Source organism: Bacillus sp. JZ34 (assembly GCF_053903205.1).
In genome coordinates, this window is the sequence record NZ_CP096403.1 from 3243174 (window position 1) to 3269111 (window position 25938).

Genomic DNA, 25938 nt, shown 5'->3' on the forward strand with positions numbered 1-25938 from the left:
GACATCAGAATTATTCAGGTGTACTGAAGTTGAAATTGAAACTATCGTCTGGCACTTTTAATTGATTAATAATAGATGACCACAATCTGCTTTTCCTGATAACATGCTGAAAAAATTCATCACCGTCTCGAAACTTTTCCATAAGATCTGTATCTTTGCAATTAAGCCAATACCAATCCCGCTTTCTGTATAAGAAGTGCAAGATGTTTCGTAAGTAGTCTTTTTCTAATCCATCAAGCGGAAGGATTTCACCGTCAGCGTTCATCCAAAAATCTGCGTTTAATGTCGATTCTGTTTTACGGAGCTTAGGGCGCCGCTCAATATTTAATGTGAACATGTTTTAACCCTCCGTCTTTTTATTGAAAGTCAGCAATTGCCGATTCCGTTGAATTTAATTCCGGACGCTTATCCGATTCAGGGACTAGCGTCGGTTTCCCCGCCGGCTTAATGATGAGATCTTGCAATATTTCATTGAAAGCTTTTTTGCCTATGCTCTTTTCAAGAGCCGATACCCCTAAGACTTCCCTTGGTGTAAGGATCTGGTCTGGCTCAAAACCTTCAGCCAAAAGGGTGTTTCTTACAGTTTCTCTGTCCGCATATTTCCGGTTGCTTCGACCCTCAACAAGCTTCCAGCCTGGTATTTTCTCCCCGTGGTGTTCCGCTTGGGCTAGGGCATAATCTTGAACATCCTTGGCCCATCGCTTCAGTTCTTCAGCCTCTAGGAGTATCTGTCCCAGATCTTCTTTAGAAAGGAGCTCCGGCTTTTGGAAGTCGTATTTTGCCAGTTCAAGGTTCTTTTCTGCCCTTGCAGCGCATGTCGCCTTGGCTCGGCAGAACCGGCAATGTTCACCGGCTTTAAACGCTCCCTTGCCTTTCCAGGCCATTTCTGCCCGCTGCTTGACGTATTCATCAGCCCACGTCATAAGCTCTTCAATAGAAAGCTCATAAGACGACACGCTATCTAGGCGCGGCTGAACAATTGTCATACGAATTTGTTCAATGTCATAAAGCATTTCAAATTGATTAATAGCGCCTAATGCGTACAACATCATTTGCGTATTTTCTTCTGCTTCCACCGGGACGCCCTTGCCATATTTCAAATCAATTACTTCTATAACCCCATCTGCTATGATCAGAGCGTCACCCGTCCCGAAACCTTCAGGTACCCATTTACTGTAATCTAGGCGCTGTTCAAGCAGGATCGTTGCCTCTCCTTTTTCCGCTGCAAGCTCATTAAACTTTTCAATCACAATATCTGCATAATTTGTGACGTATTCCAGCATGGCATCAGAATACAGATCGTTCTTTTTCAGTTTGTTTAGCCGGCGCGTCCTGGTTGCTTTTGCAATCTGCCTAGTGTGATACTCAAGCAAAACTTCTGATATCTCGTGGGCCAGCGTTCCTTCTTCTGCATACGCGCTTGTTTCTTCTTCAAATTGCTCCTCTAGTCGTGCACTAGGCGTGCAAGTTAACCAACGTTTTGAGCCCGACGCCGACAGTAGGGCATGAGATCTATCAGCGTGTGCTTTTGTCATAGCTCTTCCGCCAACTCAAGCAATTCCGCATATTTTTCTTTCGGGACTTCGGATAGCTTCTTGACACCAAACTTCGCAAACAGTTTTTTTATCTCAGCCTGTTTGCCTTCTTGCGTTTTTGCGGCCAGCTTCTCACGAACTACCTTGATATCAATTTCCTGGGATGTATCTACCTTTGCAGGCTCTGTTTTCTCCGGCTCCACATCTGCCTTTTCACTCTTTGTCGATGTTGGTGCTTTGTCTGGAAGGGGCCCAATTTTTTCCGCCGTAACAGTTGACCCGGGTTCAACCTTTGTTGCCCTTACCGCTGGTTCTTTAATTGTGCTAACTTGAGTTCCGGATAAGGCCTGGGCTAATGCGTGGATAGCGTCAGGCAGTCCTGGCACTTCGATTTTCACCTTGATATCCATAGATTAATAACCTCCTATTTTTTATTGCGGAATGCCGCAATCTCTTTCTTTTTTGCTTTACGTGTTTTCAGCTTGTAGTCTTCTTCCTCGTACCGGCAGGCTTCAACTTGTGCTGCTGAAAGCCTCCCTGCTTCCACAAGCTCTGCGATCTTGATAGGGTTTAATGCAGAAGCCGGAAGCCCTACAGCTGCGCCAAGCTGAGCTTTATCAAATTTAACTGAAACCTTTTTCACAGCTTCAATAATGGTCGCTTTGTCTTCTCGATAGACAAGAATTGGGCCGCTCTGTCTAAGAAAAGCAATAAGGGCTGCAGTCCGGGTACTAATATTTGAGCTTAGTGCCGTACGGTCTTTCTTTGCTTGGTTTAGTTCCTGAAAATACGCGTTCGCTTGCGATACCGTCATGATCCCTGTCATTGGTAAAACCTCCTGTTTCGTAAGTTTTAGCCGCATGGTATAATTACGACGTTATTTGATTTGATTTAGGTCGCCTCTGCCAAGGCGGCTTATTTCTTTTCCTGAAAGAGCATCTAATGTCTCTTGTAGCGCTTTACAAGTCTCCATGCGTTTAAGGTCTTGACAATGTGAAATGATCAAGGCTGCGTGCTTTACACATGCAGTGTAGTCTTTATCAATCCAGGCCTTTAACATAGATTCAATAACAAGAGTGTGGGTTGCTTTCAGAAGCTCTTCCGCTTTTTCGCGGTCATTTTTAAGGAATTTGTCTAAATTCATGCCTTCACCCCCTTAATTTTTGGAAATAACGCCCCCATCGGGTTATCTCCGTATTTACGCTTAAAGGCTTGAACGGCTTTTCGTTGAATCTCCTGCTGCGTCATAACGGGTGTTGTCGCTGCGATTTGCATATCCCACCCGTCACGAGTCACGCGGCTCCTTAAAGTCCCGTACCGGATTCCGTTTGATTCAGCCAGCTTTATGACTTCTTCCGGGAATTTACGATATTTCGTTCTTGGTGATCGTTCAGTCATTCGCTTTATTTGTTCCTTTTTCTCTACTTTTGGAGTTGAGGCCGCTTTTTCTGCGCTCCACCCTCGATACACCCTCACACGGAAAGCCGCCCTCGATACCCCGTTTCTTTCAGCAACCTTCCCATAAATAGCCCAATCTGCGGCGAATCTAGACCGGTCGGCAAATCTGACTGGTTCGGATAGGGCGCGCTGTTTATCCCACCCTTGCCGGCGGATTCTCCCCACAACGGTATCCTTACTTATTCCGTTGGCTTCGGCTTTTGCAAACTCTTCCGGCGAAATGTAGTAGTCGTATGGATTGTGCATTTACCTTCAACCCTCCTAGATTTCAGCTCCGCAATCATGGCAGACGGTGTATGCCTCATATGATCCTGAAATAGGAATTGTTTCTCTATTTTCATGCCTGCAATTTTCTCGGAATTCTGCGATGATCAGGTTTGCTTTGGCTGCCGGGCTTAAAGCCAGCCATTGCCTAGGTACAATTTTCATCATTTACACCCGCTTTCCAGGAGGCGGCGCCTCTATGGTAATGCCGCCCATTGTTAATGTCGTGAATCTGATATCCCTTCCATACTTACGAGAGACTATACTTTCAAATATAGGCTTCAATTTACGAACCTTTTCTTCCGTAATCTCAATCTTTCCTACTGTCATTTTTTATGAAACCTCCTTTTCTGTAGGGCGACTTTGCCGTTGCCCGCTGTCCAATTTGGCATAGACCCAGCCCTTCAAATAACCAAGCTCGACATCGTTTAGTTCTCGAATTTTGTCAATTAATGTCAGATCGACTTCAGTCAGCTCTTTTCCCATACGATTCACCCCCTCACGGTTCGAATTACGTTCACAACGTAAGTTTAGCACCCTTAATTTACGTTGTCAACGTAGTTTTTTATTTTTTTACGTTGTCAACGTAATTCAACTAATGTATACTTGTCTTGTGTTAGTAATCTTTGTGAAGGAGGTGTTAAAAAAGTGATAGCTGAAAGGATTAGAAATATCAGGGAGAATGAAAATTTATCCCGCGAAAAATTTGCAGCACGTATCGGAGTAAGCAGAGGCGTGATAGAAAACATTGAGCTCAACAGAGTTGCCCCAAGAGATGTTTACATTAAGTCAATTTGCAAACAGTTCCATGTGAATGAAGAATGGCTGAGGGATGGCACAGGAGAGATGTATAGTTCCACAACTGAGGAAGAGTTATTTGTTGAGAAGCTTGCGGACTTACTCAAGGATGATAAAAAAGAAGTTCGTGATTTGGTTATGGCTTTGTTTCAATTAGAGGGGAAGGAGTTTGAAGTTGTAAAAGACATGGTGGAAATATTGGTAAACAAAAAAGCAACCTAGCAAAAAGGCTGCTTTTTTTTAAGAGGCATTTAATAAAATCCTTTTGACAAAGACAAGTATTAATTTTAAAGGCTCCGCGGAGTCGGTCTTGTCAATTAATAAGTGCAATTCTTTTTTTAAAGATCCCATGTCATTTTTCAATTTACTGCCTCCTTGATCTTGAAAAAAATTTGAAGCTTTTGAAACCATTTAGCAGATGAAGAAACGAATACCTTTTGATATTCTTTATATTACCACAATTAGAACATATGTTCTATTCCAATTTTATCAGAAATACAAAGGAGCCCATAAATTATGCGAATTGCACTATATATAAGAGTGAGTACGGATGAACAAGCTAAGCATGGCTACTCGCTTGATGCTCAGAAAGAAAAACTTGAGGCTTTTTGTAAATCCCAAGGGTGGGAAAACTATGAAACCTACATAGACGATGGATATTCGGCAAAAGATTTAAACCGACCAAAGTTTAACTTAATGAAAGACGCTATTAAGAAGGGAACGATAGACGTCTTGCTTGTCTATCGCTTAGACCGCTTAACAAGATCTGTAATTGATCTGTACGAAATATTAAAAATGCTCGATGAAAATGGCTGTAAATTCAAGAGTGCCACAGAAGTTTACGACACAACAAACGCAATGGGGAGGCTGTTTATTACCCTCATTGCGGCCATAGCTCAATGGGAAAGAGAAAATCTTGCTGAGCGGGTAAAAATGGGGATTGAGAAAAAAGTGAAATTTGGTAAATGGCCTGGCGGGCTCCCCCCATATGGGTATGTCTATAAAAACGATGAGCTCATAATAAATCCAGAGGAAGCCAAAGTGGTCAAATTGATATTTAGCATGGCAAAGACCCTCGGCTTCTACACTATTGCAAAAAGGCTAACAGAAACAGGGTATAGCACTAAGAATGGCGGCCAATGGCATGTGGATACTGTGAGAGGGATTGCTAATAACCCCGTATATGCCGGATACCTCACACATAATGATAGCCCTAAAGCGGCTAAAAAACCGCCAAGGGAACAGGCTTTATACGAAGGTGAGCACGAAAGAATAGTTCTAAGAGATGAATTTTGGCAACTACAAGAGATTTTAGAGAAAAGACGGGGCGCCGGTGGAAAACGAGAGACAAGCAATTACTATTTTTCATCAATCTTGAAATGTGGCCGATGTGGGAGCTCAATGTCTGGTCATAAAACACCGGCAGGAAAAACCTATAGATGCTCAGGCAAAAAAGCAGGAAAATCTTGCACTAGCCATATCGTCCTTGAGAAGTATTTAGTACAAAAAGTTTTCGAGTCTTTCGATGACCTAATTTCCGAGCTCAGCCCGCAGGCAGACGTCGCGACAAATCCATTAGATGAAAAAATCAAAGAGCTGGAAAATAACTTAGCGAACATCGAAAAGAAGCTAGAAAAACAAAAAAATATGTATGAAAGAGATATCATTGATATAGATGAATTAGTAACAAAAACAGAAAAACTTAGGGAAGAAGAGAAAGAGATCACTTCACAATTGAGAGCATACAAAAAAAGCGCCGATCAGTCCGAAGACATAACTTACATTGCGGAAAACATTAGCTCACTATGGGAAATCGCCAATGAATATGAACGAAAACAAATGATGACAACCCTGTTCTCTCAAATGGTTATTGATACAAAAGATGAATACAAAAGAGGTACAGGAAAGCCCCGGGAGATCCTGATTCTGTCCGTGAAATAACTATATGTCTTTCATAGGTATCGCTACGCTTGTGCCATGGGCGCTCATTCCGGTAGCAGCGATTTGTAAAGTGGACCCGTTCGATCTTGCCAGAAAAAACTTTATTCCTGTAGCAGCCGGATTAACTGTCACAACGATTGCCGCCATTTTTCTTCTATAAAACGTGACAGCAAGGTTGAACAGCGGCTTCAGTTGTCATAAAATTATAAAAACTTGTCATTCCTAAAAGGAGGAATTTTTTTGAGCGCATCCGCATTCATCCGACAAATTAATGAGCAGCTTGATGCACACTACGATGAAATGGTCAAATTGAGGCGTCATTTTCATCAGCACCCGGAGCTTTCTTTTCAAGAAAAGAAAACAGCCGCATTTATCGCTTCTTACTATGAAGCGCTCGGTATTCCTATCCGCACCAATGTCGGCGGGGGCGGTGTTCTCGCGCACATCGAAGGCGGATCGTCCGGCCCCGTCATTGCGCTTCGAGCCGATTTTGACGCGCTGCCCATTCATGATGAAAAAGATGTGCCTTACCGGTCGACGGTGCCGGGAGTGATGCATGCCTGCGGACACGATGGGCACACGGCCACCCTGCTCGTCCTCGCGAAAATTTTGAACGAACATGCCGACCGTTTAAAAGGAAAGATCGTCCTCATCCATCAGCACGCCGAGGAATATTCCCCGGGCGGAGCCAGGCCGATGATTGAAGACGGCTGTCTTGACGGTGTTGACGTGATTTTCGGAACCCATTTGTGGGCTACTGAGCCGACGGGAACCGTTCAATATCGAACAGGACCGATCATGGCCGCTGCGGACCGTTTTACGATTACGATTAAAGGCAAAGGCGGGCATGGCGCACAGCCTCATAAAACAAAAGACGCCGTGTTGATCGGATCGCAGATCGTCGCTTCACTCCAGCAGATTGTCAGCCGCAGGCTCGATCCGACTCAGCCGGCAGTCGTTTCGATAGGTTCATTTGTTGCCGAAAACTCCTTTAATGTAATCGCTGATAAAGCCGTTTTAATCGGGACGGCGCGTTCCTTCAATGATGAAATCCGCACCTTGATTGAAAACGAAATTGAACAGATTGCAAAAGGTATATGCGGCATGCATGGCGCTGACTGTGACTATTCCTTCGAAAGGGGCTATCCGCCTGTCTGCAATCATCCGGAAGAAACGGCTTTTCTCGCAAAAATCGCTAAACAGACAGAAGGCGTCGAAAACGTTGAGGAAAGCGGCATGCAAATGGGCGGGGAAGATTTCGCTTACTACCTAGAGCGCGTCAAAGGGACATTTTTCTTTACAGGCGCCCGTCCTGAAAATCCGGACGCGGTGTTTCCCCACCACCATCCGAAATTCGATCTTGATGAAAAAGCGCTGCTGATCGCAGCCAAGGTGCTGGCAAATGCCGCTGTCTCCTATCAGGAGAAAGAGCAGTCGCTCCGCGAAACGCCTGCAATGTAACAACCGAAAAAGCAAAAAACAGCCGGATCATCAATATCCGGCTGTCTCATGTATCAACCTCATATGGAAAACGTGTCTCGCTGTTTCCCCAAGATGCCCAAGCAGCTTATAGTTAGCCGTTCCGCCTATGACCGCGCCGAAGCCCGGCACAAGCTGAAACAGCTTTACAAGATCGAGATAGTCCCGGTATTCCTGCTGAAATGCCAGCCAATCGATTTCGCGCTTTTCGGTTTCCCAATGTTCAATCATACGGAAAATTTCTTTTCGGTGAGCTTCCCCTGAGAAGGCGAGCTGAAAAATATACAGAAGAAACATCCGCTCTTCTTTTTCCTTGATATCGTATCCGTAAATCGACGCCAATTCAAACAGGCATTTCATTTTGATGCCGAGCAAAAGCGGAAAGTCCGCCAGTCCGAGAAAAATCCCGCCTGCGCCTGTTCCGATCCCTTCAACGGCAGCCGCCTTTTGATACTGGGCGATCGTCTTCTGAGCCAGCTCATCTTTTTCCCTTAGCGAAAGCGTGCCTGTTTTCTTGTCAAAAGTCGTCAAATTCGAGCCGAGCAAAGTGGCCTCGACCATCTTTTTAATGCTTTCTGTTATCGCTTTATGAACTTTGGCGGGAATGCGGGCGTTGATTTTCGACTGCACGCCTTTCGACATCCGCTCAGCCATCGACGGCTTTCTGAGAAACTTCATTTTCCAGCGGATTGCTTCCTCCAAATAAAGCTGGTTTTCATTCATGCGCCTCTCACCTCTTCTTTCATCATACTTGCTTAAAAAGAAAAGGATTCATGATCTCTTGGCATTTTTCTTCAATCTGCTGTTGAAATAAGGCTTCAAAATTACAAATATAAGCAATGCGGAGCCGGCCAGTCCGGCGAGCATCCCGGTCCACTGCATCATGGCTCCGGCAACGGCAGATAAAACAAGCGCCTGGACGCTCAGAACAATGTGAAGCAGACCGAAAAAGCTCTTCCGCTTTTCTGCAGCTTTGACGGGATAAAGCTCCTGCAAGGACAAATGTGAAAAATGATCAAACAGCGGTGTCAGCTGAATTCCTGTAATGAATATGGTAAAGACGATGAGCGCCGCAGAAACCCACTCATATGTCGAAAAATAAGCGATGATGATACCAAAAATTGCGGTCAGCCTGACGACGATACCGAAATAGTCGTTTGATCTGATAAAGGCCCTTCCGTACATATATGTAAATGTCCGGCGCTGTTCATACGGAATAAACCGGAGCATCCAATCGAGATATGCTCTTCTTTTCGCCTGCTTTCTAAGATGGGGAACGTCTGTGAATAGGTTCGCAATTCTGTAGAACCGCTGCTTTCTTCTGATTTCGTCTTCAATATGCAGCTCCCATTTAAACGATTTTTTCTTATCGATCATTTTAAAATACACATACAGAGCGGCCATGATCAGGTAGACAGCTGCTGCAAATCCGTATGAAGACGCTAAAGCGAAATAGATCGCGATCGTGTTGAGAAGCAGTCTGACAATCCAGTCGGTGACCCTCATGTTTTTTTCGCCGAAAAACGTCATCCGCCATTGCATCGCTGTGTTCCATCCTTTTAAGACGAGCAGCTGAATCAGCAAGATGAAGTACGCGGAAAATGCCTGGCCGCTCGCTTCAAAATAGAGCGGTGCCAAAGCGAGGGCCGCGGCGGCCAGCGGAAAAAGCTGCGTCAACAAACTGAATCGGAAAGCCTGCTGAAAATACGGCTCCATCTTTGCTTCGAGCGGCAGCAAAAAGACGAGATCCGCTTCTTTAATTAGCGTGCGGACGTATGAGCCTGTCAAAATGAACGAAAAGATGACGGCCATCACCCAATAGGCGGGAAAACCTTCGGGCATCTCTTTCAGCCATTTGCTGTACCAGCTCGCAGCTCCTGCAAGGAAAAAAATCATGACGATGACAAGGTGGTCATTCAGCATGTATTTCAAATATGATCTTGTTTCTTTGACATACTCCTCAATTCTTGTCTTCCAAATCCCCAGAATGCTATTCATAGCTCTCTTCCTTCGTCAGTTCAAGATACAGGTCGTCGAGGCTCGCTTCTTCCATCGAAAACTGCTCTCTGAGCTCATCAAGCGTTCCTTTCGCCCGCACTTCGCCGTTATGAAGAATAATGAAGGAGTCGCAATACCGCTCTGCCGTTGCCAAAATATGCGTCGACATCAAAACGGCCGCGCCGTTTTTCTTCGCTTCGTTCATCCGCTCGAGAAGGGCATTGATCGCCAGCGGATCAAGACCGAGAAACGGTTCGTCTATAATGTACAGGTCGGGTTCGACAAGGAAAGCGCACATGATCATAACCTTCTGCTTCATACCTTTTGAAAAATGGGCAGGGAACCATTTCAGGCGCTTCTCCATTCTGAATTCTTTCAAAAGCGGCGGAAGCCTTTTCTCGAACGTTTCCTTCGAAAGGCCATACGCCATCGCCGTCAGCTCCAAATGCTCCTTCAATGTCAGCTCTTCATATAAAATCGGCGTTTCCGGAATAAACGTAAATTGGGAACGATAGCTTTCCGGATCGTCCATGAACGTTTTGCCGTTCAATTCAACCGATCCTTTGTGCGGTTCCATTAAGCCGATGATATGCCGGATCGTCGTGCTTTTCCCCGCTCCGTTCAAACCGATCAGCCCGACGATCTGCTCCCGTTCAATCGCAAATGAAACATCGCGCAGCACCGGGTTTCTTGTATACCCTCCAGTTAACTCATTAACAGTCAGTAGTGACATACGTTCGTTCCTTTCCTGCATTTTTCTTAATAGTACCAAAAACAAGAATGTATTTGAAACGTTTTCCCTCCCGCTTTTCGGCCTTAAAATAAAACGAATAATCGAATGCGCATCAGGACATTCTAATTCTTGAAGAAGGGAAAGCTTATCAACTCTGGCGAATGAGGTGTTTGTCAAAGACAAAATCGGCAAGAGTTCCTGAGTATGAAACATGTCAAGCTTAGAAATTTCTTTCATCCACTGAATTGAGAAAGCACCTGCTTTATTTGACATCTCCGTCATATAAAAAAGGTGTGACGATCAAATGAGGTGTTTGTCGCAGGAAATGTATAGGCGTTACAAGCTTTCATTTTGACGAAAATGGGGTGCTTGCAAAAGGCAGTTAACGTTTCTTCGTTAAAGCGTACCTTCTTCAGGCAGGGTGAACGTTGGAGCCGTTCATCCTGTTTTTCGTGTTTTCGCGCAAATTGTGGTAATATGTTGCTTATACATAACCTTTCCCTGATGGAAAAAGGAGGAAAAGTATGAGCGACTGTATTTTCTGCAAAATCATAAACGGAGAAATCCCTTGTGCAAAGGTATTTGAAAATGAACATGTACTGGCTTTTCTCGACATCAGCCAAGTCACAAAAGGGCATACGCTTGTGATTCCAAAAGTTCATAAAACCAATATTTACGAAATGACACCTAATGTTTCAAGGGAATTTTTTGAAGCGGTTCCGAAAATCGCCCAAGCTATCAAAGACGAATACGAGCCGATCGGCTTAAACCTTCTGAATAACAATGGCGAAAAAGCGGGGCAGTCCGTCTTCCACTATCACATGCACATCATCCCCCGCTACGGCAAAGGAGACGGATTCGGAGCCGTCTGGAAAACACATGCGGACGACTATTCACCGGAAGACTTGCAGAACATTGCAGCTTCCATCAACAAGCACCTGTAATCGAGACATTGTCCAAGGGCGCCGGCAGCTGCCGGCGTCTTTTTTTCGTTCAAAAAAACTCCACATTTATCAGATCGCCCGGCACGACTAAATAGACTTTGTTCTATATTTCACACAATTCAAATTTTTTATGTATAACCGGAACCTTTTATGTTAGGATGGTTTTATATTTTTATACATGAACAGGGAGCGATTGTGATGATACGTACAACGAACTTTAACGCAGGACCGGCAGCACTGCCTTTAGAAGTACTGCAAAAGGCGAAAGACGAATTTCTTGATTTCAACGGTGCGGGGATGTCCGTGATGGAGCTGTCCCACCGCAGCAAAGAGTATGACGCCGTTCATCAAAAAGCGAAAGCTCTGTTAAAGGAACTGATGGACATACCTGATGATTATGAAGTCATGTTTCTGCAAGGCGGAGCAAGCCTTCAGTTCTCAATGATTCCGATGAACTTCCTCTCCAAAGACAAAACGGCGCACTTCATAATGACAGGCGCCTGGTCTGAAAAAGCGCTCGCCGAAGCGAAGCTCTTCGGAAACACATCGATCATCGCGTCCAGTAAAGAAGATACGTACAGCTATATTCCCGAAGTACCGGAGATTCCGCTAGACGGTGCTTACCTCCACCTGACTTCCAACAACACGATCTTCGGAACGCAGTGGCAAAAGTTCCCTGACGCTCCGATTCCGGTTGTCGCTGATATGTCCAGCGATATTTTAAGCAGAAAAATCGATGTTTCCCAATTTGACATCATCTATGCCGGCGCTCAGAAAAACCTCGGACCGTCAGGGGTGACCGTTGTCATCATGAAAAAAGACTGGCTCGGCAAAGAAAACGAGCAAGTTGCCAAAATCCTGAAGTACTCAACACATGCCAAAGCGGATTCTCTCTACAATACCCCTCCGACTTTTGCGATTTATATGCTGTCTCTCGTGCTGGAGTGGCTCAAGGAAAAAGGCGGCCTCGATGCCATTGAGAAACGCAATCGAGAAAAGGCCGGTATTTTATACAACGCGATCGACGAAAGCGGCGGATTCTACCGCGGCCATGCGAGAGAAGACAGCCGCTCAAACATGAACGTCACCTTTACGCTCAAAAATGATGAGCTGACAGCATCATTCATCGCAAAGGCAAAGGAAGAAAAAATGTCAGGGCTTGGCGGACACCGTTCGGTCGGAGGCTGCCGCGCTTCGATTTACAATGCCGTATCTGTTGAAGACTGCGAAAAGCTGGCGGCCTTTATGAAGAAATTCCGCGAAGAAAACTGATGGTTTATCCTGATGATGGAAGATGGCGAAAAAGGCTTCCCCATTCCTTCGAAAGTTTGATATACTACTAGAAAGCTTTCGCAATAAATGACGAGCATATTATTGGAAAGCGTAAAAAGAGCCTAGATGAGGAGAGAATAGACATGAAAACAAAAGAATTAGTGGCTATGGCCCTGTTTGTCGCCATTGGAGCGGCGCTTCACGCTGTGATTCCGCCTTTTTTCTACGGAATGAAGCCGGATATGATGCTGATCATGATGTTTATGGGAATCCTTTTGTTCCCTAGATTGCAAAATGTTCTTGTCATCGGAATCGTGACAGGCGTCATTTCCGCGTTGACGACGGCTTTTCCGGGAGGACAGCTGCCCAACATCATCGACAAACCGCTAACAGCCTTGATGTTCTTCGGCGTATTTCTGCTTGTGAAAAAGCTGAACAGCAAAACGCTTGCCGCCGCCGGATTAACTGCTGCAGGAACGGTTCTTTCCGGAACCATTTTCCTTACGGCTGCGCTGTTCATCGTCGGCCTGCCTGGAAACCAGGGGTTCATTACCCTGTTTTCTGTTGTCGTTTTACCTGCTGCCTTGATCAACACGATCGCCATGGCGGTCATCTTCCCGATCGTGCAGTCGATCATGAAGCGCTCAAGGCTGATTGAACAAGTCAAATAAAACCAGAACCTCTTCTTGAAAAGGGTTATCCTTTTTTTGAAGAGGTTTTTTTCATTTTGATGGTCAAAAAAAGGGGAATCCGCCCGATATTTTATATAAGAAGCTGAATAAAAAAAAGGAGCAGGAGCGCCAATCCTGCGCTTCCCGTGCAAAAAAGCGCTTTTTGTTTAAGAATGCGTTTCGGCGGGTAAGATGCAGAATATCCGAGAAGCCTTAAATAATAAAAGGAGCCGGCGGTAAACACAGCGCTTAAAATTGTCAAAACAATGATAATGACAGACAACCCTCTCCCTCCTTTTTTTAAAAGTATGCTAAAATAAAGCAAGCTATGCAGAAGTTTCTAAGAAGAGAAACGGATGGCCCGGCTCGAACGCCAGTATCTAATCATGAGAAGACGGGCGCCTGCCAAGCCTGATCTTTAAAAATATAACCGGGGTGATGTACATGTCAAAAGGCCGATCTTTAGCAGCTGGACTGATTGTAGGCGGTGTTATTGGCGGTGTTGCAGCATTGCTGACCGCGCCGACTTCAGGAAAAAACTTGAGAGGACAGCTAAAAGCCAACTGCGGTAAATGGGAAGACACCGTCAAAAGGCTGAAAAACGACGGAATCGCATTAAAAGAGCAATTCGTCAAAACCGCCATAGAAGGCGCGGAAATCATCAAAGACGTCGGCAGCGAACTGCAAACGTCCATCCAGGAATGGCGCGAGGAAATCAAACCTCACCAGCAGGACTTAAAAAAGGAAATCGCTGAGATTGAAGAAAAGATAAAACAGCTGGAGAAAACCTTACAAAACTAATATACTCAGCGAAAAAAATGAACCTTAAAAAAGGGGTGTGAATGGAAAATTTTCACGCTCTTTTTTTGGGTAAAATCCTGATTTCACACCGTAAAGCTGGATTTTTTAAAAATTTCGTAAATTTACATCTTTATTAATCTTTATTTTATTGGCATAATAGAAATTATAAGATAAAGAGAAGCAGGTGAAGTGAATGAATCGAGCGGAAGAGCCCTATACGGTGAAAGAAGCCCTTTTATTCAGTCAAAGAATGGCACAGCTTAGCAAGGCGCTTTGGAAGTCAATAGAAAAGGATTGGCAGCAGTGGATTAAACCTTATGATCTGAACATTAACGAGCATCATATTTTGTGGATCGCTTACCAGCTGAACGGTGCATCCATTTCGGAAATCGCCAAGTTCGGCGTCATGCACGTATCCACAGCGTTTAATTTTTCAAAAAAACTTGAGGAAAGAGGTTACCTGGAGTTTTCCAAAAAGTTGAATGACAAACGAAACACTTACATTCAGCTGACTCCGAAAGGTGAAGACGTTTTCCTTAAAATCCTCGAGTCTTACGATCCGACCCGGAATGCCGTCTTAAAAGGCGCTCAGCCCCTTCATCAGCTGTACGGGAAGTTTCCAGAAATCGTCGAGATGATGTCGATCATCCGCCATATTTACGGCGATGATTTCATGGAAATTTTCGAAAAATCGTTTTCAAACATCGAAAGTGAATTTACGAGCGAAGAGGGCAAAATGAAGAAAAAACAAGAAGCAAAAGAAGCCGGGGAATCGATAGAGATGGACAAACCGCTTGAGCCTCTTAAAAACTAAGCCAGATCGTATTGCCTGATAATGCTGATGAATTCGCTCATCAGCGGTTTGTACAGACCTTGTCTGTGAAGGGCGAAAATCGTTTCGTGCACTTCAAGTTTTTCATTTAACTGTCCCGCAAAAAGCGTGAGGAGATGATCGAACATCACATATCCTTGCGCTTTTTGTTCTTCAAGCTCCTTGGAGAGCTCTTCGCACAGCTTTTCCGTTTCCTTTGCTTCTTCCTCTGATAAGCCCTTTTCGATCAACATTTTATAATACGGATACTCTTCCATATCCGCATTGTTCAATAACAGTTTGATGTAATATTCCAGCCGCTCAAGGCGTTGCTCCATAGAGTTCATATTTGTCCCTTCTCTCCCTTTCTCTTATTTTAGCCGATATTCCCTTCTGATGAAAGTTCAACACGGGAGATTTCTGTTCCTTTTACACCCTTCTAAATTCTTTGGAAAATGACGAAATTTTTTTCGAAAAAGGGATTGATTTTTCTCATCCAGAGGAGTAAATTATTCTGAGGATTTCATATAACAGTTTGTTGAAACGGAAGGATGTCATTTATGAGTTGCTGGAAAACCATCAATCTCGTTAAAGATTATGGAGGCATGCGCATCGTGCTCACTGCCGTCAGTTTAATGATTTTATTTTTTATTCCCGAATATTTAGCGATGCAGCTGATTCATCCGCAAACTGTTCAGAGAGGCGATCATGCCCTTTTGTTTGCAGGACTATTGGTTGCGGCTATAATTGCCCATAAAATTCTTCATATCTTGCCGTTGATCAGCAAGAAAAAAATAGAAAAAAAGATTTATTGGTTGAAAATGAGAACATGGAGAGAAGTTCCAAAAAACACGATGCTTGTCTCTCTTCTCTGCCCTTTTTTCGTCATCACGCCTGCTTTATTTTACGCGGGGGCTGTGATGCCGAGCTTTGCTCATTATTTCTGCATCATTTCAAGCATTCATTTCGGCTATTGTCTGCCTGATTTTCTGTTTGCCTGGAAACTGATCAAAGCGCCTAAAAACTGCTATGTCGATCAGGAAGCCGACGATTTTGATATTTTAATACAAAAATAATCCAGCCGCTCGGCACTTGGAAAATCCTTTTTTTCAGTCTATTTTCTATCTTTTTTAATAAATATTTGGTAATGTAGTATGGAGCAGAAACAGAGAGGGGGATCTCCTATCATCCTTTTTTATTTCATCTTGTTTGCGGTTTTTACTGTCTTCAACATAAACAAGCTTACAAACTCTTTATGCCTTGTCAGAGAGATTCCTGAAGAACGGCAGGATAAGGTGTTTAGAATGATTAATGTGCTGATCTTAATTTTATTGATCTCATCATTCATTGAGATTTCCTTTACGGTGTAAAGAAAAAAAGGATAGCTGCCGATCGTATTGATCCGGCAGCTATCCTTTTGTTGATTAGCATATCCAAGAAGCACCAATAATAATTAATAAGATGAACAGTACCACAAGCAGCGCAAAGCCGCCAGCGAAACCTCCTGTATAACCGTCGCCCATATTGACACCTCCTCTGCCCCAGTCGTTACATTAGTGTATGCACGAATGTCATGAAACGATTAGGCTATCGTCCAAAAGAAAAGAACCGCCTGAAAAAATGACGGTTCTTTTCTCATTTTCTAAGGTTTTAGTACAGATAAGCTGCACCAACGATGATTAATAAAATGAACAACACGACCAATAAAGCAAAACCGCTTGAGTATCCTCCGCTCATGTTATTGACCTCCTTTTCTTGATCAATATATTTGTATGAGCGGAAAGAAAATTTGACTAGACGGATGCCCCTCTGTTGAAAATCTTTTTACAGCATGTCAGAATATGATATGATACAATTCAAAGGAAAGTTTAAACTGTTATGATTAGGAGTGTTTGCATTTATGAAGAAGATTGCAATTGCGGCGATTACAGCGACAAGTGTGCTGGCTCTCAGCGCATGCAGCGGAGGAGACTCTGAGGTTGTTGCAGAAACAAAAGCTGGAAATATTACAAAAGAAGACCTTTATCAAACATTAAAAGACAATGCCGGAGCGGACGCACTGAACATGCTCGTTCAGCAAAAAGTACTCGATGATAAATACAATGTCTCCGACAAAGAAATCGACAAAAAGCTGAACGAGTACAAAAAGTCGATGGGTGACCAGCTCAACCAGCTCATTGAGCAGAAAGGCGAAGACTTCGTCAAAGAACAGATCAAATACGAACTTCTCATGAAAAAAGCCGCAAAGGATAACATAAAAGTAACCGATGATGACGTAAAAGAATATTATGACGGCCTGAAAGGCAAAATCCACTTGAGCCACATTCTTGTGAAGGAAAAGAAAACGGCTGAAGAAGTTGAGAAAAAGCTGAAAAAAGGCGAAAAATTCGAAGACCTTGCAAAAGAGTATTCAACTGACGGAACAGCCGAAAAAGGCGGCGACCTCGGATGGGTCGGCAAGGAAGATAACATGGACAAGGATTTCGTCAAAGCTGCGTTTGCTTTGAAAACCGGCGAAATCAGCGGCCCTGTGAAATCGCAATTCGGCTATCACATCATTAAGAAAGACGAAGAGCGCGGCAAATATGAAGACATGAAAAAAGATCTCAAAAAAGAGGTCCAAGAACAAAAACAAAACGATCAAACTGAACTGCAATCTGTTATCGACAAACTTGTCAAAGATGCTGATCTAAAAGTAAAAGACAAAGAGTTGAAAAAACAAGTCGACCAGCGCCAAGCTCAGACAAGCAGCAGCAGCTGACGCCAAAAAAGCTGTCCTCCCCTCGCGGGGCCGGACAGCTTTTTTTATGCGATGGAATGACTATCAGCCGATTTTTCATGCTGTTCTTGATCTTCATCCAATGAACGCTTCATGCGCTGTGCTTTTTCTTTTTCCATCCGTTCGATATAAATGCGGCCTTCTTTTTCGATAAAAGCCTGATCGATCTTTTCCTCTTCCTTTGCCGTCGTCATCAGCTTATAGGCGCTGAAAATAATGCCGACGATGCAAAGGTACACCCACCACGGAAACAGCAGCACGGCTTTTCCCCCTTTTTTGAATAAACTGTATATCAGACATTATGCAAAAGGGAGACAAGTTATGACGCTTATTTGTGAAAAACAGGCTTGTAAAAGGAACGATTATCCAATGCAAAGACGCGTTCGGTATACTCTCCCGGCTTGACCCGTTCGAGCGCTCTGTCCATCATATTGATCTTCGCGTCAAGGTTGTCGATATAGTGAAGAATTTCCGCTTCCTTGACCATCGGCGGCTTTGGACTGCCCCATTCGGGTTTGCCGTGATGGCTTAAAATCAAATGCTGGAGAATCAGCACTTCTTCTGAATCAATTTGAAGCTCTTCGGCTGCTTTTGCAATTTCTGTCACCATAATCGAAATGTGCCCCAGCAGATTCCCTTCGACAGTATAGGTCGTGGACACCGGTCCGGATAGTTCTTTTACTTTTCCAAGGTCATGCAAAATAACACCTGCGTACAATAGGTCGCGATCGAGCGACGGATACAGGTCTGCGACCGATTTGGCCAGGTTCAGCATGGAGACAACATGGTATGCGAGACCTGATACGAACTCGTGGTGATTCTTCGTCGCAGCTGGAAAATCAATGAATTCCTTGCCGTATTTTTTGACGAGGTGCCTCGTGATTCGCTGAATACTCGGGTTTTTCATTTCAAAAATATATTGAGTGACCGCATCCATCATTTCGTTTTTGGGAATCGGTGCAGTCTCAAGAAAGTCATCGATTTTGACATTGTCATTGTCGCCCGCAGGTCTGATGTTTCTCAGCTTCAGCTGATTCCGCCCGCGGTAATGATGAATGTCGCCGACCACTTTCACGATCGTCTGCGGGCCGTAGGTCACTTCGTCCTGCTGTTTGGCGTCCCAAAGCTTCGCTTCTATATCTCCGGACTGATCCTGGAGCATCAGCGTTAAAAACGGTTTCCCATTGCTCGCGATTCCTTTCGTTGACGATTTAATGAGCAAATACAAATCAACCTGCTCGCCAACTTCGTGCAGCATGATACCTTTTGCCATGATAAAGCTCCCTCCGTTTTCCTACATAAAATCATTATAGCACACACTTTTATTTGTTAGTTATACCCTTCACTTCCACCTTTTTCATGACGGAAGGCAGCAGGATCACATCTTCGTCGTGAAAAGCTTCTCTTACATGTTCATGACACGTAAAATACAAAATTTGCTGATCTTCGCCTGAAAGCTTTTTTAAGATGTTCAGCACTTGTTTAAACCTCTCCCGGTCAAAGTGGACAAAGCTGTCATCCAGCTGGAACGGCAATTTGACTTCCTTTTGATGGGAGAGGGCCAGAGCGAATCGGATCGCTAAATAGAGCTGTTCACAAGTTGCCTGGGACAGTTCGTGGGCGTAAAAAACAGCCCCGTCTTTCCGCATGACCATCATGGATTCATCTGTTTCAGAAAAATAAATTTTTTCGTATTGCCCGGCAGTCAATGGGTTTAGTAATGTTTCAGCCGTCTGTAACAGCTTCGGAAGCCGAACCTTCTTATGTTCATCGATCTTGTTTTTGACCGCCTGCCGGATCAGCTTGACGGCAGCCCACTTTTTGGCCAGTTCGGCGACCCGCTCTTTTTGCATTCCGGTCTGATAGGCGAGCTCGGATACCGCTCCCGATTCCTCAAGTCTGACCAGTTCCGCATGGACATTCGCCGCCTTTTGTCTTTCTTCTGCAAGCTTATTTTCTATACGGGCTCTTTTTTCCTGCGCCTCGGCCAGCTTTCCTTTCAGTTCTGCAAGAGAGTGTTCTGATGCAAGCATGACGGCCTTCTCGTCCTGCCTGCCGAGCTCTCTTTTGAGCTGCCCGAGCCTTGCCGTTAATTCTTTTTTGGCTTGGTCGCGCTTCGCCAGACCGATGAACATCTCACGGCCGTCCGCCCCTGCTTTTTGAAAGAGTTCGCCAATTTGGGATTGGAAGTATTCCGTCTCTTTTGTCAGCTCTTTGATTTGTTCGGCGGTATGCTTTAAAGACACGTCCGCTTCCTGTTTTTGCCGAAGTTTTTCTTTTTGGGAACCAAGCGCGCTTTTCAGTAGAAACACCTGCTCTTGGACGCTTTCGCCAGCGCGGCCGAGAGATGAGACAAGCTTTCTCAATTCCGATTCAAAGGATGCTTTTTTAGCCTGAAGGCGGCTCAGCTCTTGCTCGATATCCCGCTTTTTCAACATTTCCTCTCGGAGTTCCTTGATCAAAGCGTACGCATCGGCTAAAAATGACGGGTCGATTGACAGGTTCAGCTCTCTCAAATAGCGTTCGGTCTTCTCCTGATACGGACGGATATCCTTTTCCCACGCTTCGAACTTCTGAATCGCTCTTTCATATTCCGCTTCTCTCTGTCTGAGCTCTGCTTGTTTTGCGATAAGGAGCTGCCGGGTTTGGTCGTCCTTCCACAGCTCTTCCCTCAAAGCGTTGTCACTCACTCCGCTTTTTGTACCGCTGCGATCAATGTCGTCCAGCTGTTTTTGAATAAAAGCCGCTGCCGCGGAAGGCTCGGGCTTTTTTAGAACAACAGCGGCAAATATGAGCAAGATCGGCACGAGTAAAGCGCCCGGGAACCACTCCTTGAAAAAGAGCGCCGCACAAGCTGCCGCAAAAGCAGCACAAAGCGCTACTGCAAAAGCGGTCTTTCTTCTTTTCATCCGAACCTTTTGTTCTTGCTTCAGATAGGACAGCTGAAGGAGCAGCTCTTCCCGCCTTCCGGCATGGCCGCCGGCGGACGCAAGCCGGCTGAGGGTTTCCTCCTTTTGCTTGCGGACATCTTCCGGCATCACTTCATTGCTGAGAGCGGCGTGGGCCTGTTCAGCTTCCTCCAGATCAGCTCTCGCCTGCTCAAAGCGTTCGTCAAGCGACCGTTTCAGTTCACGCAGCTCGATGTATGCCTGAGCGGTTTCCTGCAGCTTCCACTCATATTCATACGCGGTGTCCGCATTGAGGATATCGCATTCCTCGATTTTCAGGCGCCTAAGCCCCGCTTGAACCCGTCCGTTAATCTGGTGAAGCTGATCAGTCAAAGACGCGATTTTTTCGGAATACGACTGGTAAAACGGATATGTTTTTAAAAGCTCTTCCGCTTCGTGCTCGAGAAAGTCTTCAGCCGGTGCAAAAGCGGCGGCCCGCTGTTCCAAACGGCGCTTTTTCTCTTCCAGCGCCTTCAGCTGAGCCGCTTTTGGATGCAGGTGGGATTCGAGCTTTTCAAGCTCAAAAAGTCCGCCTTCGGGGAAACGGCTTTCCCCTGAGCCGCCGAAAGATGCGAGCTGCTCTTCCAGCTGGCGTTTTTCCGCGGCTGCCGGCAGAATCTCAATCGCCTGCTCGATTTGTGAGACGAGATGCTCAAGATCTTTTAGCAGTTGTCCGCTGTCCTTTATTGAGGCCTCAGCGCCTTTTTTTTCGTTTAACAGGCGGTGGTAGTCGCCTTCCCGCGCTTTCGCTTTTTTCAAATCTTCGGAAAGCTTTTTTAACCGGTCGAGCTCCTGATTCAGTTCAGGTTTCCGGCCGTTCGGTTTAAACAGCTCTTCCTGCTTTTTCACGAGGCCGGCATCCATCTTTGAAATCGCATCAGAGCCGAACAGACTCGAAAACAGCAGAAAACGGCCGATTTTGTCGCGGTTGAATTTATGAATTTCCTGAAGGCCGAACACGTCAAATGAATAGATCGCTTTATACAGCTGTCTGTCGACGCCTGACAGCAGCTCATTTAAAAAACCTTCCGGCTTCGTGCTGCCGTCTTCCAGATAAACGGTGACCCGCTCAGGCTTTCCGGCCGTTCGTTCGATCCGGATCTGCCCCAAATCAGGGTGCCCGACCTCAAGCATCCCCCCGTAAATAACGCCCGTTTTCGGCTCATACCGTTTCGTCTTCGGAAAACCGAACAGCACGCTTTCAATAAACGACATGAGCGTCGTTTTCCCGGCTTCATTGAGCCCGTAGACCAAATGCAGATTTGAAGGAGACAGGCGAAATGTCTGATTGGCAAATTTACCGTATCCGTATATATGTATCGCATGTATATTCACCCTGCACCCTCCCTTATCTTTTCAATGTCTTCAGTTCATGAAGCAGCAGTTTTTCCGCCTGCGCGCGAATGTCCCGGAAGTCTTCTTCATGAAACCGCTCTCCGTGCCTTCTAAAGACCGGATGCCGCTCCAAATCGTCAAAAATCAGGCTGAAATCCTGAAATTCCTGCATTTCTTGCAATAGCTCCTGAAAAAAAGCGTCCCGTTCAATTCCAGACAAGGCGGCATCTGTTTGATCTTCGATCGCGGTAAGCCAGATGAACGCGTCTTCCTCCCGCTCTTCTTCATGGAAGATGTCAAGGATCTCGTCCACGATGCCGGCCTGTCCTTCCGCCAAATAAGAGGGTGTTTCTCCTGTCAATACCACCTTGACGCATGCCGGCTTGCCTCTGTTTCTGAAAGATTGAAGGGCATCCTGCATCAGGCTGATCAGCTCTGTCATCTGCTTTGTCTCTGAGATATCGATGCTGGCCGTTTCCCACAGAACATCCGATAAGGCTTTAAATTCGAAGGACAGTTCTCCGCCGCAAACATTGACGAGATAGCAGCCTTTCTCTCCCGTTTCCTTCATGTGCCGCGATTGCGTGTTTCCCGGATAAATCACCGCCGGTTCGGAGGCTGAAATGACCTGTCTTTTATGTATATGGCCAAGCGCCCAGTAATCCATCCGGCCGTTTTTTAAATCTTGAAGGGAAAAAGGACAGTACGGATCATGGCCGCTCTCCCCGGAAAGCGTCCCATGAATCATGCCGATATGCAAGGGCGCGTCGGTCGTTTTTTTGATTTCAGCAGCCTTATTGGCAAAAACAGAGCGCTCGGGATAGCTGTAGCCGTAGATGCTTGCGGCGAGCCGGCCGTCTTTGTAAAACGATTTTTCTTCAATGTCTTCCGACGAGAAAATGTGGACGTTGTCCGGCCAATCAATCGGCGTCCAATCGCCGCCCAGATGATCGTGATTGCCAAAAATCACATAGACTTGGATGTTGTTCTCTTTCAGCTTTAAAAATTGCTTTCTCAAAAACATCTGTGCTTTTAAACTGCGGTTTGCTTCGTCGAAAAGATCGCCGGCAAGCAAAATGAAGTCGGCCTCTTCATCAATCGCAAGCTTAAACACATTTTCAGCGCTTTTAAATGTGCTGTTTTTGATCCGCCGGTAAACCTCTTCGGGTAGCCGGCTGATGCCGTGAAACGGACTGTCCAGGTGCAGATCGGCCGCATGAATGAAAGTGATGTTTGTCAATCTTCTGCTCCTTTTCATAAAATATTCTGCTCCCATTCTATCACGGGTTGAAAGCGAATGCACGTTCTACTCTTTGCACGAAAAAAGCAGCTTTTCTTTCAAGCTGCTTTTCTCTTTCATTATCGATCTTTCGACAGACGAAGTGCCTGTTTGATATTTTTCAATCCGCCGCCGCTCGTGTACATGAGCACGCCGCCTTTATACACCCTCGCCCCGATGACGGCGAGAATCACAATGGTGAGAGCGGTAATGCCGATGCCGAGTGCCGCTTCCCAAAACGGAATATCAAGCACGCCGACTCTGAGAAACATGATCATTGGCGCAAAGAACGGAATGAATGAAGTAACGGTAATGAACGTTGAATCTGGTGTGCTTAGCCCGACCATGGCAATTACGAATCCTGCGACGACCAGCAGAATCATCGGCGAAATCATCTGCTGAACATCTTCAATCCGGCTGACGACGCTTCCGAGAAATGCCGCAAGAGTTGCATAGAGGAAGTAGCCGAGCATCAAGAAAATGGCCGCGTACACAAGCGTTGCAGTAGGTACGCCGGAAATGTCAAGAAATCCTTTAATCATATCGGCTGCATCCCCTCCCTTTTCCTGGCTGGACTGGAGCGAAAGATAGCCGACAAGAAACAGCGCGGCAATCTGTGTCAATCCCAACAGAGCGACGCCGAACAGTTTGGCGAACATTTGCTGGACAGGTGGCACGCTGGAAATTAAAATTTCCATCACGCGGGAAGACTTTTCCGTCGCAACTTCTGTCGCGATCATTGACGCGTACGTCAAAACCGAAAAATAGATGACAAACAGCACAACATATACAAGCCCTGTCGCCTTTTGAAGCTCTTCCTCGGTTTTCGCTCCTTCTTTCAAGGCGACACTGTTGACTTTTACCGGTGTAAACAGTTCACTCAGCTTTTCCTGTGGTACGTTCAATTCAGCCGTTCCAACGGCAACCTTTGCTTGTGAGAGCGCCTGTTCAATCGTGGAGACAGCTGTGGAATCAGCGATTTCGAGCGCTTTATACGTTCCTTTCAGCACGCCTTTTTTATCTCTGTCCAGGATTAAAATGCCTTCGAGCTTTTCGTCTCTGACGTCTTTTTCAAGCTCTTTTTCCGGTTTATCCGCTTTTTCGACTTCCAGCGCTTCATCAGTGTCGAGTGCTTTCACTTGCTGGGCAAACGTGTCGTACAGCTGATTTGAACGGTCAATGACGGCGATTTTATCACCCTCTCCGCCGTCATCAAACATGGAAATAATCGATCCCAGATTTGTGACGAGCACGACAAGCGCAAGCGTGATCACCGTTGAAATGATGAACGACTTTGTTTTCAGCTTGCTGAGATATGTATGAAAAAGAACAATCCAAAACTTATTCATAACGGGCACCTACCTTTTCGACGAAAATATCATGCAAAGAAGGCTCTTCAAGTTCAAATTTTCTGATAAACCCGCGTCCTTGAAGCATTGTAAACAGCTCTTGAGAGACTTCTTCATTTTCGACCTGCAGGCGGACTCCTTCGGAATGATCCCGCCATTTGACGATGCCGTCCGCCTCTTTCAAGAAGCTCAAGTCGCCGTCTGCGTGAATCGTGACATTCTTTCTTCCAAAAGAACGTTTGATTTCTTTTAATTTCCCTTGAACGACAGGCGTCCCGCGCTGCAAAATGCAGACGTGTTCGCACAGCTCTTCGACATGCTCCATTCTGTGGCTTGAAAATACAATCGAAGTGCCGTCGTCTTTCAAAGAAATGACCGCGTCTTTTAAAAGCTCGACATTCACCGGATCGAGACCGCTGAACGGCTCGTCAAGAATCAAAAGCTCCGGCTTGTGCAGCACGGCCGTGATGAATTGAATTTTTTGCTGGTTCCCTTTGGAGAGCTCCTCAACCTTTTTGTCGGCGTACTCCGTAATATGGAAGCGTTCGAGCCACTTCTCCATTTCCTTGAGCGCATTTTGCTTTGTCATGCCTTTCAGGCGGCCAAGGTATACGAGCTGATCTTTCACCTTCAGCTTCGGATACAGTCCGCGCTCTTCGGGCAAGTAGCCGATGCTGTTTGTGATACCGTAGTTAATCGGCTGTCCTTTCCATGTGACAGTACCCTCTGTCGCATTCAAAAGGCCTAATATCATTCGGAATGTCGTCGTTTTCCCTGCTCCGTTGGCGCCGAGCAGACCGAACATTTGCTTGTCTGGAATCTCCAGCGTCAGATCGTTTACAGCTGTAAATGAACCGAACTTTTTCGTGACGTGATCGATTTTGAGCATAATAACTCCTCCTTCCAATTTACAATCATACGTTAGTCATACCATTTTAAAAAGGATTTTTTTGATTTTTATATAATTTTAAACAAATAGATCATATTTTGAGAAAGGGGAAGAGAAATGGAAAATTATTATGTAACCGTTTTCGATACTGGTGGAGAAACGCTTTTGAATGAGCGATTTGAAGCGGCCGATGATGAAGAAGCGAAAGAGAAAGGAAGAGGAATGCTGAAGGAAAAGCAATTTTTGGAGCATACACACCGGGTAGTACATTCGTCCGGTAAAATCATTGTTTTCCGGAGCTGACTAAAATACGGGGCAAGGCGGCTCTTTTGGGGAAGGTCTCCCGCTGCCGCCTGCCCTTTAATCCGCCAAACACTAGTGGATCATCATAACAATGAGCAGTCCCATGTTGATGAAACAGAGTAAAAACGATAAGCAAGCGACGCCTTTATTTTTTCGCAGAAAATAAAGGCCATTGACCGCCAGCACACAGATGATGACGGCATCAAACAGTCGAAACAGCAGATCCTGCAAGCTGTAGGCTGGAGCGAAAAAACAAATCACAGAGACGATCAGGATGAAAAGGCAAGAAACTGTAATATACATCGTCCATTCTTTCGCTGCGTCAGCCCGCTCATTCTCAGATGAAATCAT

Annotated in this window: 34 protein-coding genes and 1 pseudogene; 13 read left to right on the forward strand and 22 right to left on the reverse strand. The window is 45.3% G+C overall.

Annotation, left to right across the window (positions count from 1 at the left end):
- Positions 1–10: 10 nt before the first annotated feature.
- From M1D90_RS16495 to M1D90_RS16530, 8 genes are all read right to left on the reverse strand, one after another.
- Positions 11–337, reverse strand: a complete 327-nt coding sequence (locus M1D90_RS16495) for a hypothetical protein (RefSeq protein ID WP_039072595.1) — start codon at positions 335–337, stop codon at positions 11–13.
- A gap of 19 nt (positions 338–356) precedes the next feature.
- Positions 357–1535 carry a DUF2800 domain-containing protein gene (locus tag M1D90_RS16500; RefSeq protein WP_456282898.1) on the reverse strand — a complete coding sequence of 393 codons (1179 nt, stop codon included), beginning with the start codon at positions 1533–1535 and terminating at the stop codon, positions 357–359.
- Entirely contained in the window at positions 1532–1945 is a 414-nt protein-coding gene (locus M1D90_RS16505) for a hypothetical protein (RefSeq protein ID WP_456282899.1), read from the reverse strand. The genes M1D90_RS16500 and M1D90_RS16505 overlap by 4 nt, the downstream gene beginning before the upstream one ends.
- Before the next feature lie 14 nt (positions 1946–1959).
- Positions 1960–2361, reverse strand: a complete 402-nt coding sequence (locus M1D90_RS16510; RefSeq protein ID WP_268015819.1) for a hypothetical protein — start codon at positions 2359–2361, stop codon at positions 1960–1962.
- A gap of 51 nt (positions 2362–2412) precedes the next feature.
- A complete protein-coding gene (locus tag M1D90_RS16515) occupies positions 2413–2679 on the reverse strand; it encodes a YqaH family protein (protein ID WP_456282900.1) in 267 nt (88 codons plus the stop codon).
- The gene (locus tag M1D90_RS16520; protein WP_456282901.1) at positions 2676–3239 is read right to left on the reverse strand and encodes a hypothetical protein; all 564 of its coding nucleotides are present in this window, start codon (positions 3237–3239) and stop codon (positions 2676–2678) included. Before M1D90_RS16520 ends, M1D90_RS16515 begins: the two co-directional genes overlap by 4 nt.
- A 186-nt stretch (positions 3240–3425) precedes the next feature.
- Positions 3426–3587 (reverse strand): hypothetical protein, encoded by a 162-nt coding sequence (locus M1D90_RS16525; protein WP_197063012.1) that lies wholly within the window; start codon positions 3585–3587, stop codon positions 3426–3428.
- Positions 3588–3590: 3 nt separating this feature from the next.
- On the reverse strand, positions 3591–3743 hold the full coding sequence (locus tag M1D90_RS16530) for a hypothetical protein (RefSeq protein ID WP_156125023.1): 153 nt from the start codon (positions 3741–3743) through the stop codon (positions 3591–3593).
- A gap of 162 nt (positions 3744–3905) precedes the next feature.
- On the opposite strand from M1D90_RS16530, the gene M1D90_RS16535 reads away from it, so the two are divergent.
- The 4 genes and pseudogenes from M1D90_RS16535 to M1D90_RS16550 all read left to right on the forward strand — a co-directional run bounded on the left by M1D90_RS16535 (position 3906) and on the right by M1D90_RS16550 (position 7457).
- The gene (locus M1D90_RS16535) at positions 3906–4277 is read left to right on the forward strand and encodes a helix-turn-helix domain-containing protein (protein ID WP_039072590.1); all 372 of its coding nucleotides are present in this window, start codon (positions 3906–3908) and stop codon (positions 4275–4277) included.
- A gap of 294 nt (positions 4278–4571) precedes the next feature.
- Positions 4572–5996 carry a recombinase family protein gene (locus M1D90_RS16540; RefSeq protein ID WP_208738716.1) on the forward strand — a complete coding sequence of 475 codons (1425 nt, stop codon included), beginning with the start codon at positions 4572–4574 and terminating at the stop codon, positions 5994–5996.
- Positions 5997–6006: 10 nt separating this feature from the next.
- A pseudogene (locus tag M1D90_RS16545) lies at positions 6007–6156 on the forward strand (hypothetical protein); the annotation flags it as partial.
- A 140-nt stretch (positions 6157–6296) separates the two neighbouring features.
- Complete coding sequence (locus M1D90_RS16550; protein WP_164504584.1) at positions 6297–7457, forward strand: M20 family metallopeptidase; 1161 nt, start codon at positions 6297–6299, stop codon at positions 7455–7457.
- 30 nt (positions 7458–7487) lie between these two features.
- Here M1D90_RS16550 and M1D90_RS16555 read toward each other — a convergent pair whose 3' ends face one another.
- From M1D90_RS16555 to M1D90_RS16565, 3 genes are read right to left on the reverse strand one after another with little or no spacing between them, the layout of a single operon-like run.
- Complete coding sequence (locus tag M1D90_RS16555) at positions 7488–8198, reverse strand: EcsC family protein (protein WP_023856559.1); 711 nt, start codon at positions 8196–8198, stop codon at positions 7488–7490.
- A gap of 48 nt (positions 8199–8246) precedes the next feature.
- Positions 8247–9473, reverse strand: a complete 1227-nt coding sequence (locus M1D90_RS16560; protein ID WP_023856558.1) for an ABC transporter permease — start codon at positions 9471–9473, stop codon at positions 8247–8249.
- Entirely contained in the window at positions 9466–10206 is a 741-nt protein-coding gene (locus M1D90_RS16565) for an ABC transporter ATP-binding protein (protein WP_020450802.1), read from the reverse strand. The genes M1D90_RS16560 and M1D90_RS16565 overlap by 8 nt, the downstream gene beginning before the upstream one ends.
- A 524-nt stretch (positions 10207–10730) precedes the next feature.
- On the opposite strand from M1D90_RS16565, the gene M1D90_RS16570 reads away from it, so the two are divergent.
- The 3 genes from M1D90_RS16570 (at position 10731) to M1D90_RS16580 (ending at position 13093) form a co-directional block, all read left to right on the forward strand.
- Positions 10731–11150, forward strand: coding sequence for an HIT family protein (locus M1D90_RS16570; protein ID WP_128822855.1), 420 nt, complete (start codon positions 10731–10733; stop codon positions 11148–11150).
- A gap of 198 nt (positions 11151–11348) precedes the next feature.
- Positions 11349–12422, forward strand: coding sequence for a 3-phosphoserine/phosphohydroxythreonine transaminase (serC, locus tag M1D90_RS16575; protein ID WP_020450800.1), 1074 nt, complete (start codon positions 11349–11351; stop codon positions 12420–12422).
- A gap of 143 nt (positions 12423–12565) precedes the next feature.
- The gene (locus M1D90_RS16580) at positions 12566–13093 is read left to right on the forward strand and encodes a tryptophan transporter (protein ID WP_020450799.1); all 528 of its coding nucleotides are present in this window, start codon (positions 12566–12568) and stop codon (positions 13091–13093) included.
- A 91-nt stretch (positions 13094–13184) separates the two neighbouring features.
- Here M1D90_RS16580 and M1D90_RS16585 read toward each other — a convergent pair whose 3' ends face one another.
- On the reverse strand, positions 13185–13376 hold the full coding sequence (locus M1D90_RS16585; RefSeq protein WP_020450798.1) for a hypothetical protein: 192 nt from the start codon (positions 13374–13376) through the stop codon (positions 13185–13187).
- 161 nt (positions 13377–13537) lie between these two features.
- Here M1D90_RS16585 and M1D90_RS16590 point away from each other — a divergent pair, with 161 nt between their 5' ends.
- Together M1D90_RS16590 and M1D90_RS16595 are read left to right on the forward strand one after the other, a co-directional pair.
- The gene (locus tag M1D90_RS16590; RefSeq protein WP_003180256.1) at positions 13538–13894 is read left to right on the forward strand and encodes a YtxH domain-containing protein; all 357 of its coding nucleotides are present in this window, start codon (positions 13538–13540) and stop codon (positions 13892–13894) included.
- A 193-nt stretch (positions 13895–14087) separates the two neighbouring features.
- Entirely contained in the window at positions 14088–14708 is a 621-nt protein-coding gene (locus M1D90_RS16595) for an HTH-type transcriptional regulator Hpr (RefSeq protein WP_020450797.1), read from the forward strand.
- Here the strand turns inward: M1D90_RS16595 and M1D90_RS16600 are convergent.
- Positions 14705–15052: a YhaI family protein gene (locus tag M1D90_RS16600; protein ID WP_456282902.1), complete on the reverse strand. Its 348-nt coding sequence runs from the start codon at positions 15050–15052 to the stop codon at positions 14705–14707. The two genes, M1D90_RS16595 and M1D90_RS16600, sit on opposite strands and share 4 nt — an antisense overlap.
- 213 nt (positions 15053–15265) lie before the next feature.
- Between M1D90_RS16600 and M1D90_RS16605 the strand changes: the two genes are divergently transcribed.
- Positions 15266–15781: a DUF3267 domain-containing protein gene (locus M1D90_RS16605; protein WP_020450795.1), complete on the forward strand. Its 516-nt coding sequence runs from the start codon at positions 15266–15268 to the stop codon at positions 15779–15781.
- 78 nt (positions 15782–15859) lie between these two features.
- Complete coding sequence (locus tag M1D90_RS16610; protein WP_003180249.1) at positions 15860–16075, forward strand: hypothetical protein; 216 nt, start codon at positions 15860–15862, stop codon at positions 16073–16075.
- 54 nt (positions 16076–16129) lie between these two features.
- On the opposite strand, the gene M1D90_RS16615 is transcribed toward M1D90_RS16610, so the two are convergent.
- Both M1D90_RS16615 and M1D90_RS16620 read right to left on the reverse strand, forming a co-directional pair.
- Positions 16130–16228, reverse strand: a complete 99-nt coding sequence (locus M1D90_RS16615; protein ID WP_020450794.1) for a YjcZ family sporulation protein — start codon at positions 16226–16228, stop codon at positions 16130–16132.
- A gap of 127 nt (positions 16229–16355) precedes the next feature.
- Positions 16356–16442 (reverse strand): YjcZ family sporulation protein, encoded by an 87-nt coding sequence (locus M1D90_RS16620; protein WP_003180245.1) that lies wholly within the window; start codon positions 16440–16442, stop codon positions 16356–16358.
- A 163-nt stretch (positions 16443–16605) separates the two neighbouring features.
- Here M1D90_RS16620 and M1D90_RS16625 point away from each other — a divergent pair, with 163 nt between their 5' ends.
- The gene (locus M1D90_RS16625) at positions 16606–17466 is read left to right on the forward strand and encodes a peptidylprolyl isomerase (RefSeq protein WP_020450793.1); all 861 of its coding nucleotides are present in this window, start codon (positions 16606–16608) and stop codon (positions 17464–17466) included.
- Between the two features lie 44 nt (positions 17467–17510).
- On the opposite strand, the gene M1D90_RS16630 is transcribed toward M1D90_RS16625, so the two are convergent.
- The 6 genes from M1D90_RS16630 to M1D90_RS16655 form a co-directional block, all read right to left on the reverse strand.
- Positions 17511–17744 carry a sporulation YhaL family protein gene (locus M1D90_RS16630; protein WP_020450792.1) on the reverse strand — a complete coding sequence of 78 codons (234 nt, stop codon included), beginning with the start codon at positions 17742–17744 and terminating at the stop codon, positions 17511–17513.
- A 68-nt stretch (positions 17745–17812) separates the two neighbouring features.
- Positions 17813–18757, reverse strand: coding sequence for a 3'-5' exoribonuclease YhaM (yhaM, locus tag M1D90_RS16635; RefSeq protein WP_035339075.1), 945 nt, complete (start codon positions 18755–18757; stop codon positions 17813–17815).
- Between the two features lie 49 nt (positions 18758–18806).
- Entirely contained in the window at positions 18807–21767 is a 2961-nt protein-coding gene (locus M1D90_RS16640; protein ID WP_128822860.1) for an AAA family ATPase, read from the reverse strand.
- A gap of 13 nt (positions 21768–21780) precedes the next feature.
- Positions 21781–23007, reverse strand: coding sequence for a metallophosphoesterase family protein (locus M1D90_RS16645; protein ID WP_023856551.1), 1227 nt, complete (start codon positions 23005–23007; stop codon positions 21781–21783).
- Positions 23008–23126: 119 nt separating this feature from the next.
- Entirely contained in the window at positions 23127–24395 is a 1269-nt protein-coding gene (locus tag M1D90_RS16650) for an ABC transporter permease (protein ID WP_020450788.1), read from the reverse strand.
- Positions 24388–25284: an ABC transporter ATP-binding protein gene (locus tag M1D90_RS16655; RefSeq protein WP_020450787.1), complete on the reverse strand. Its 897-nt coding sequence runs from the start codon at positions 25282–25284 to the stop codon at positions 24388–24390. Before M1D90_RS16655 ends, M1D90_RS16650 begins: the two co-directional genes overlap by 8 nt.
- Before the next feature lie 117 nt (positions 25285–25401).
- Between M1D90_RS16655 and M1D90_RS16660 the strand changes: the two genes are divergently transcribed.
- A complete protein-coding gene (locus M1D90_RS16660; protein ID WP_026579962.1) occupies positions 25402–25587 on the forward strand; it encodes a YhzD family protein in 186 nt (61 codons plus the stop codon).
- 72 nt (positions 25588–25659) lie between these two features.
- Here M1D90_RS16660 and M1D90_RS16665 read toward each other — a convergent pair whose 3' ends face one another.
- A complete protein-coding gene (locus M1D90_RS16665; RefSeq protein WP_020450785.1) occupies positions 25660–25938 on the reverse strand; it encodes a hypothetical protein in 279 nt (92 codons plus the stop codon).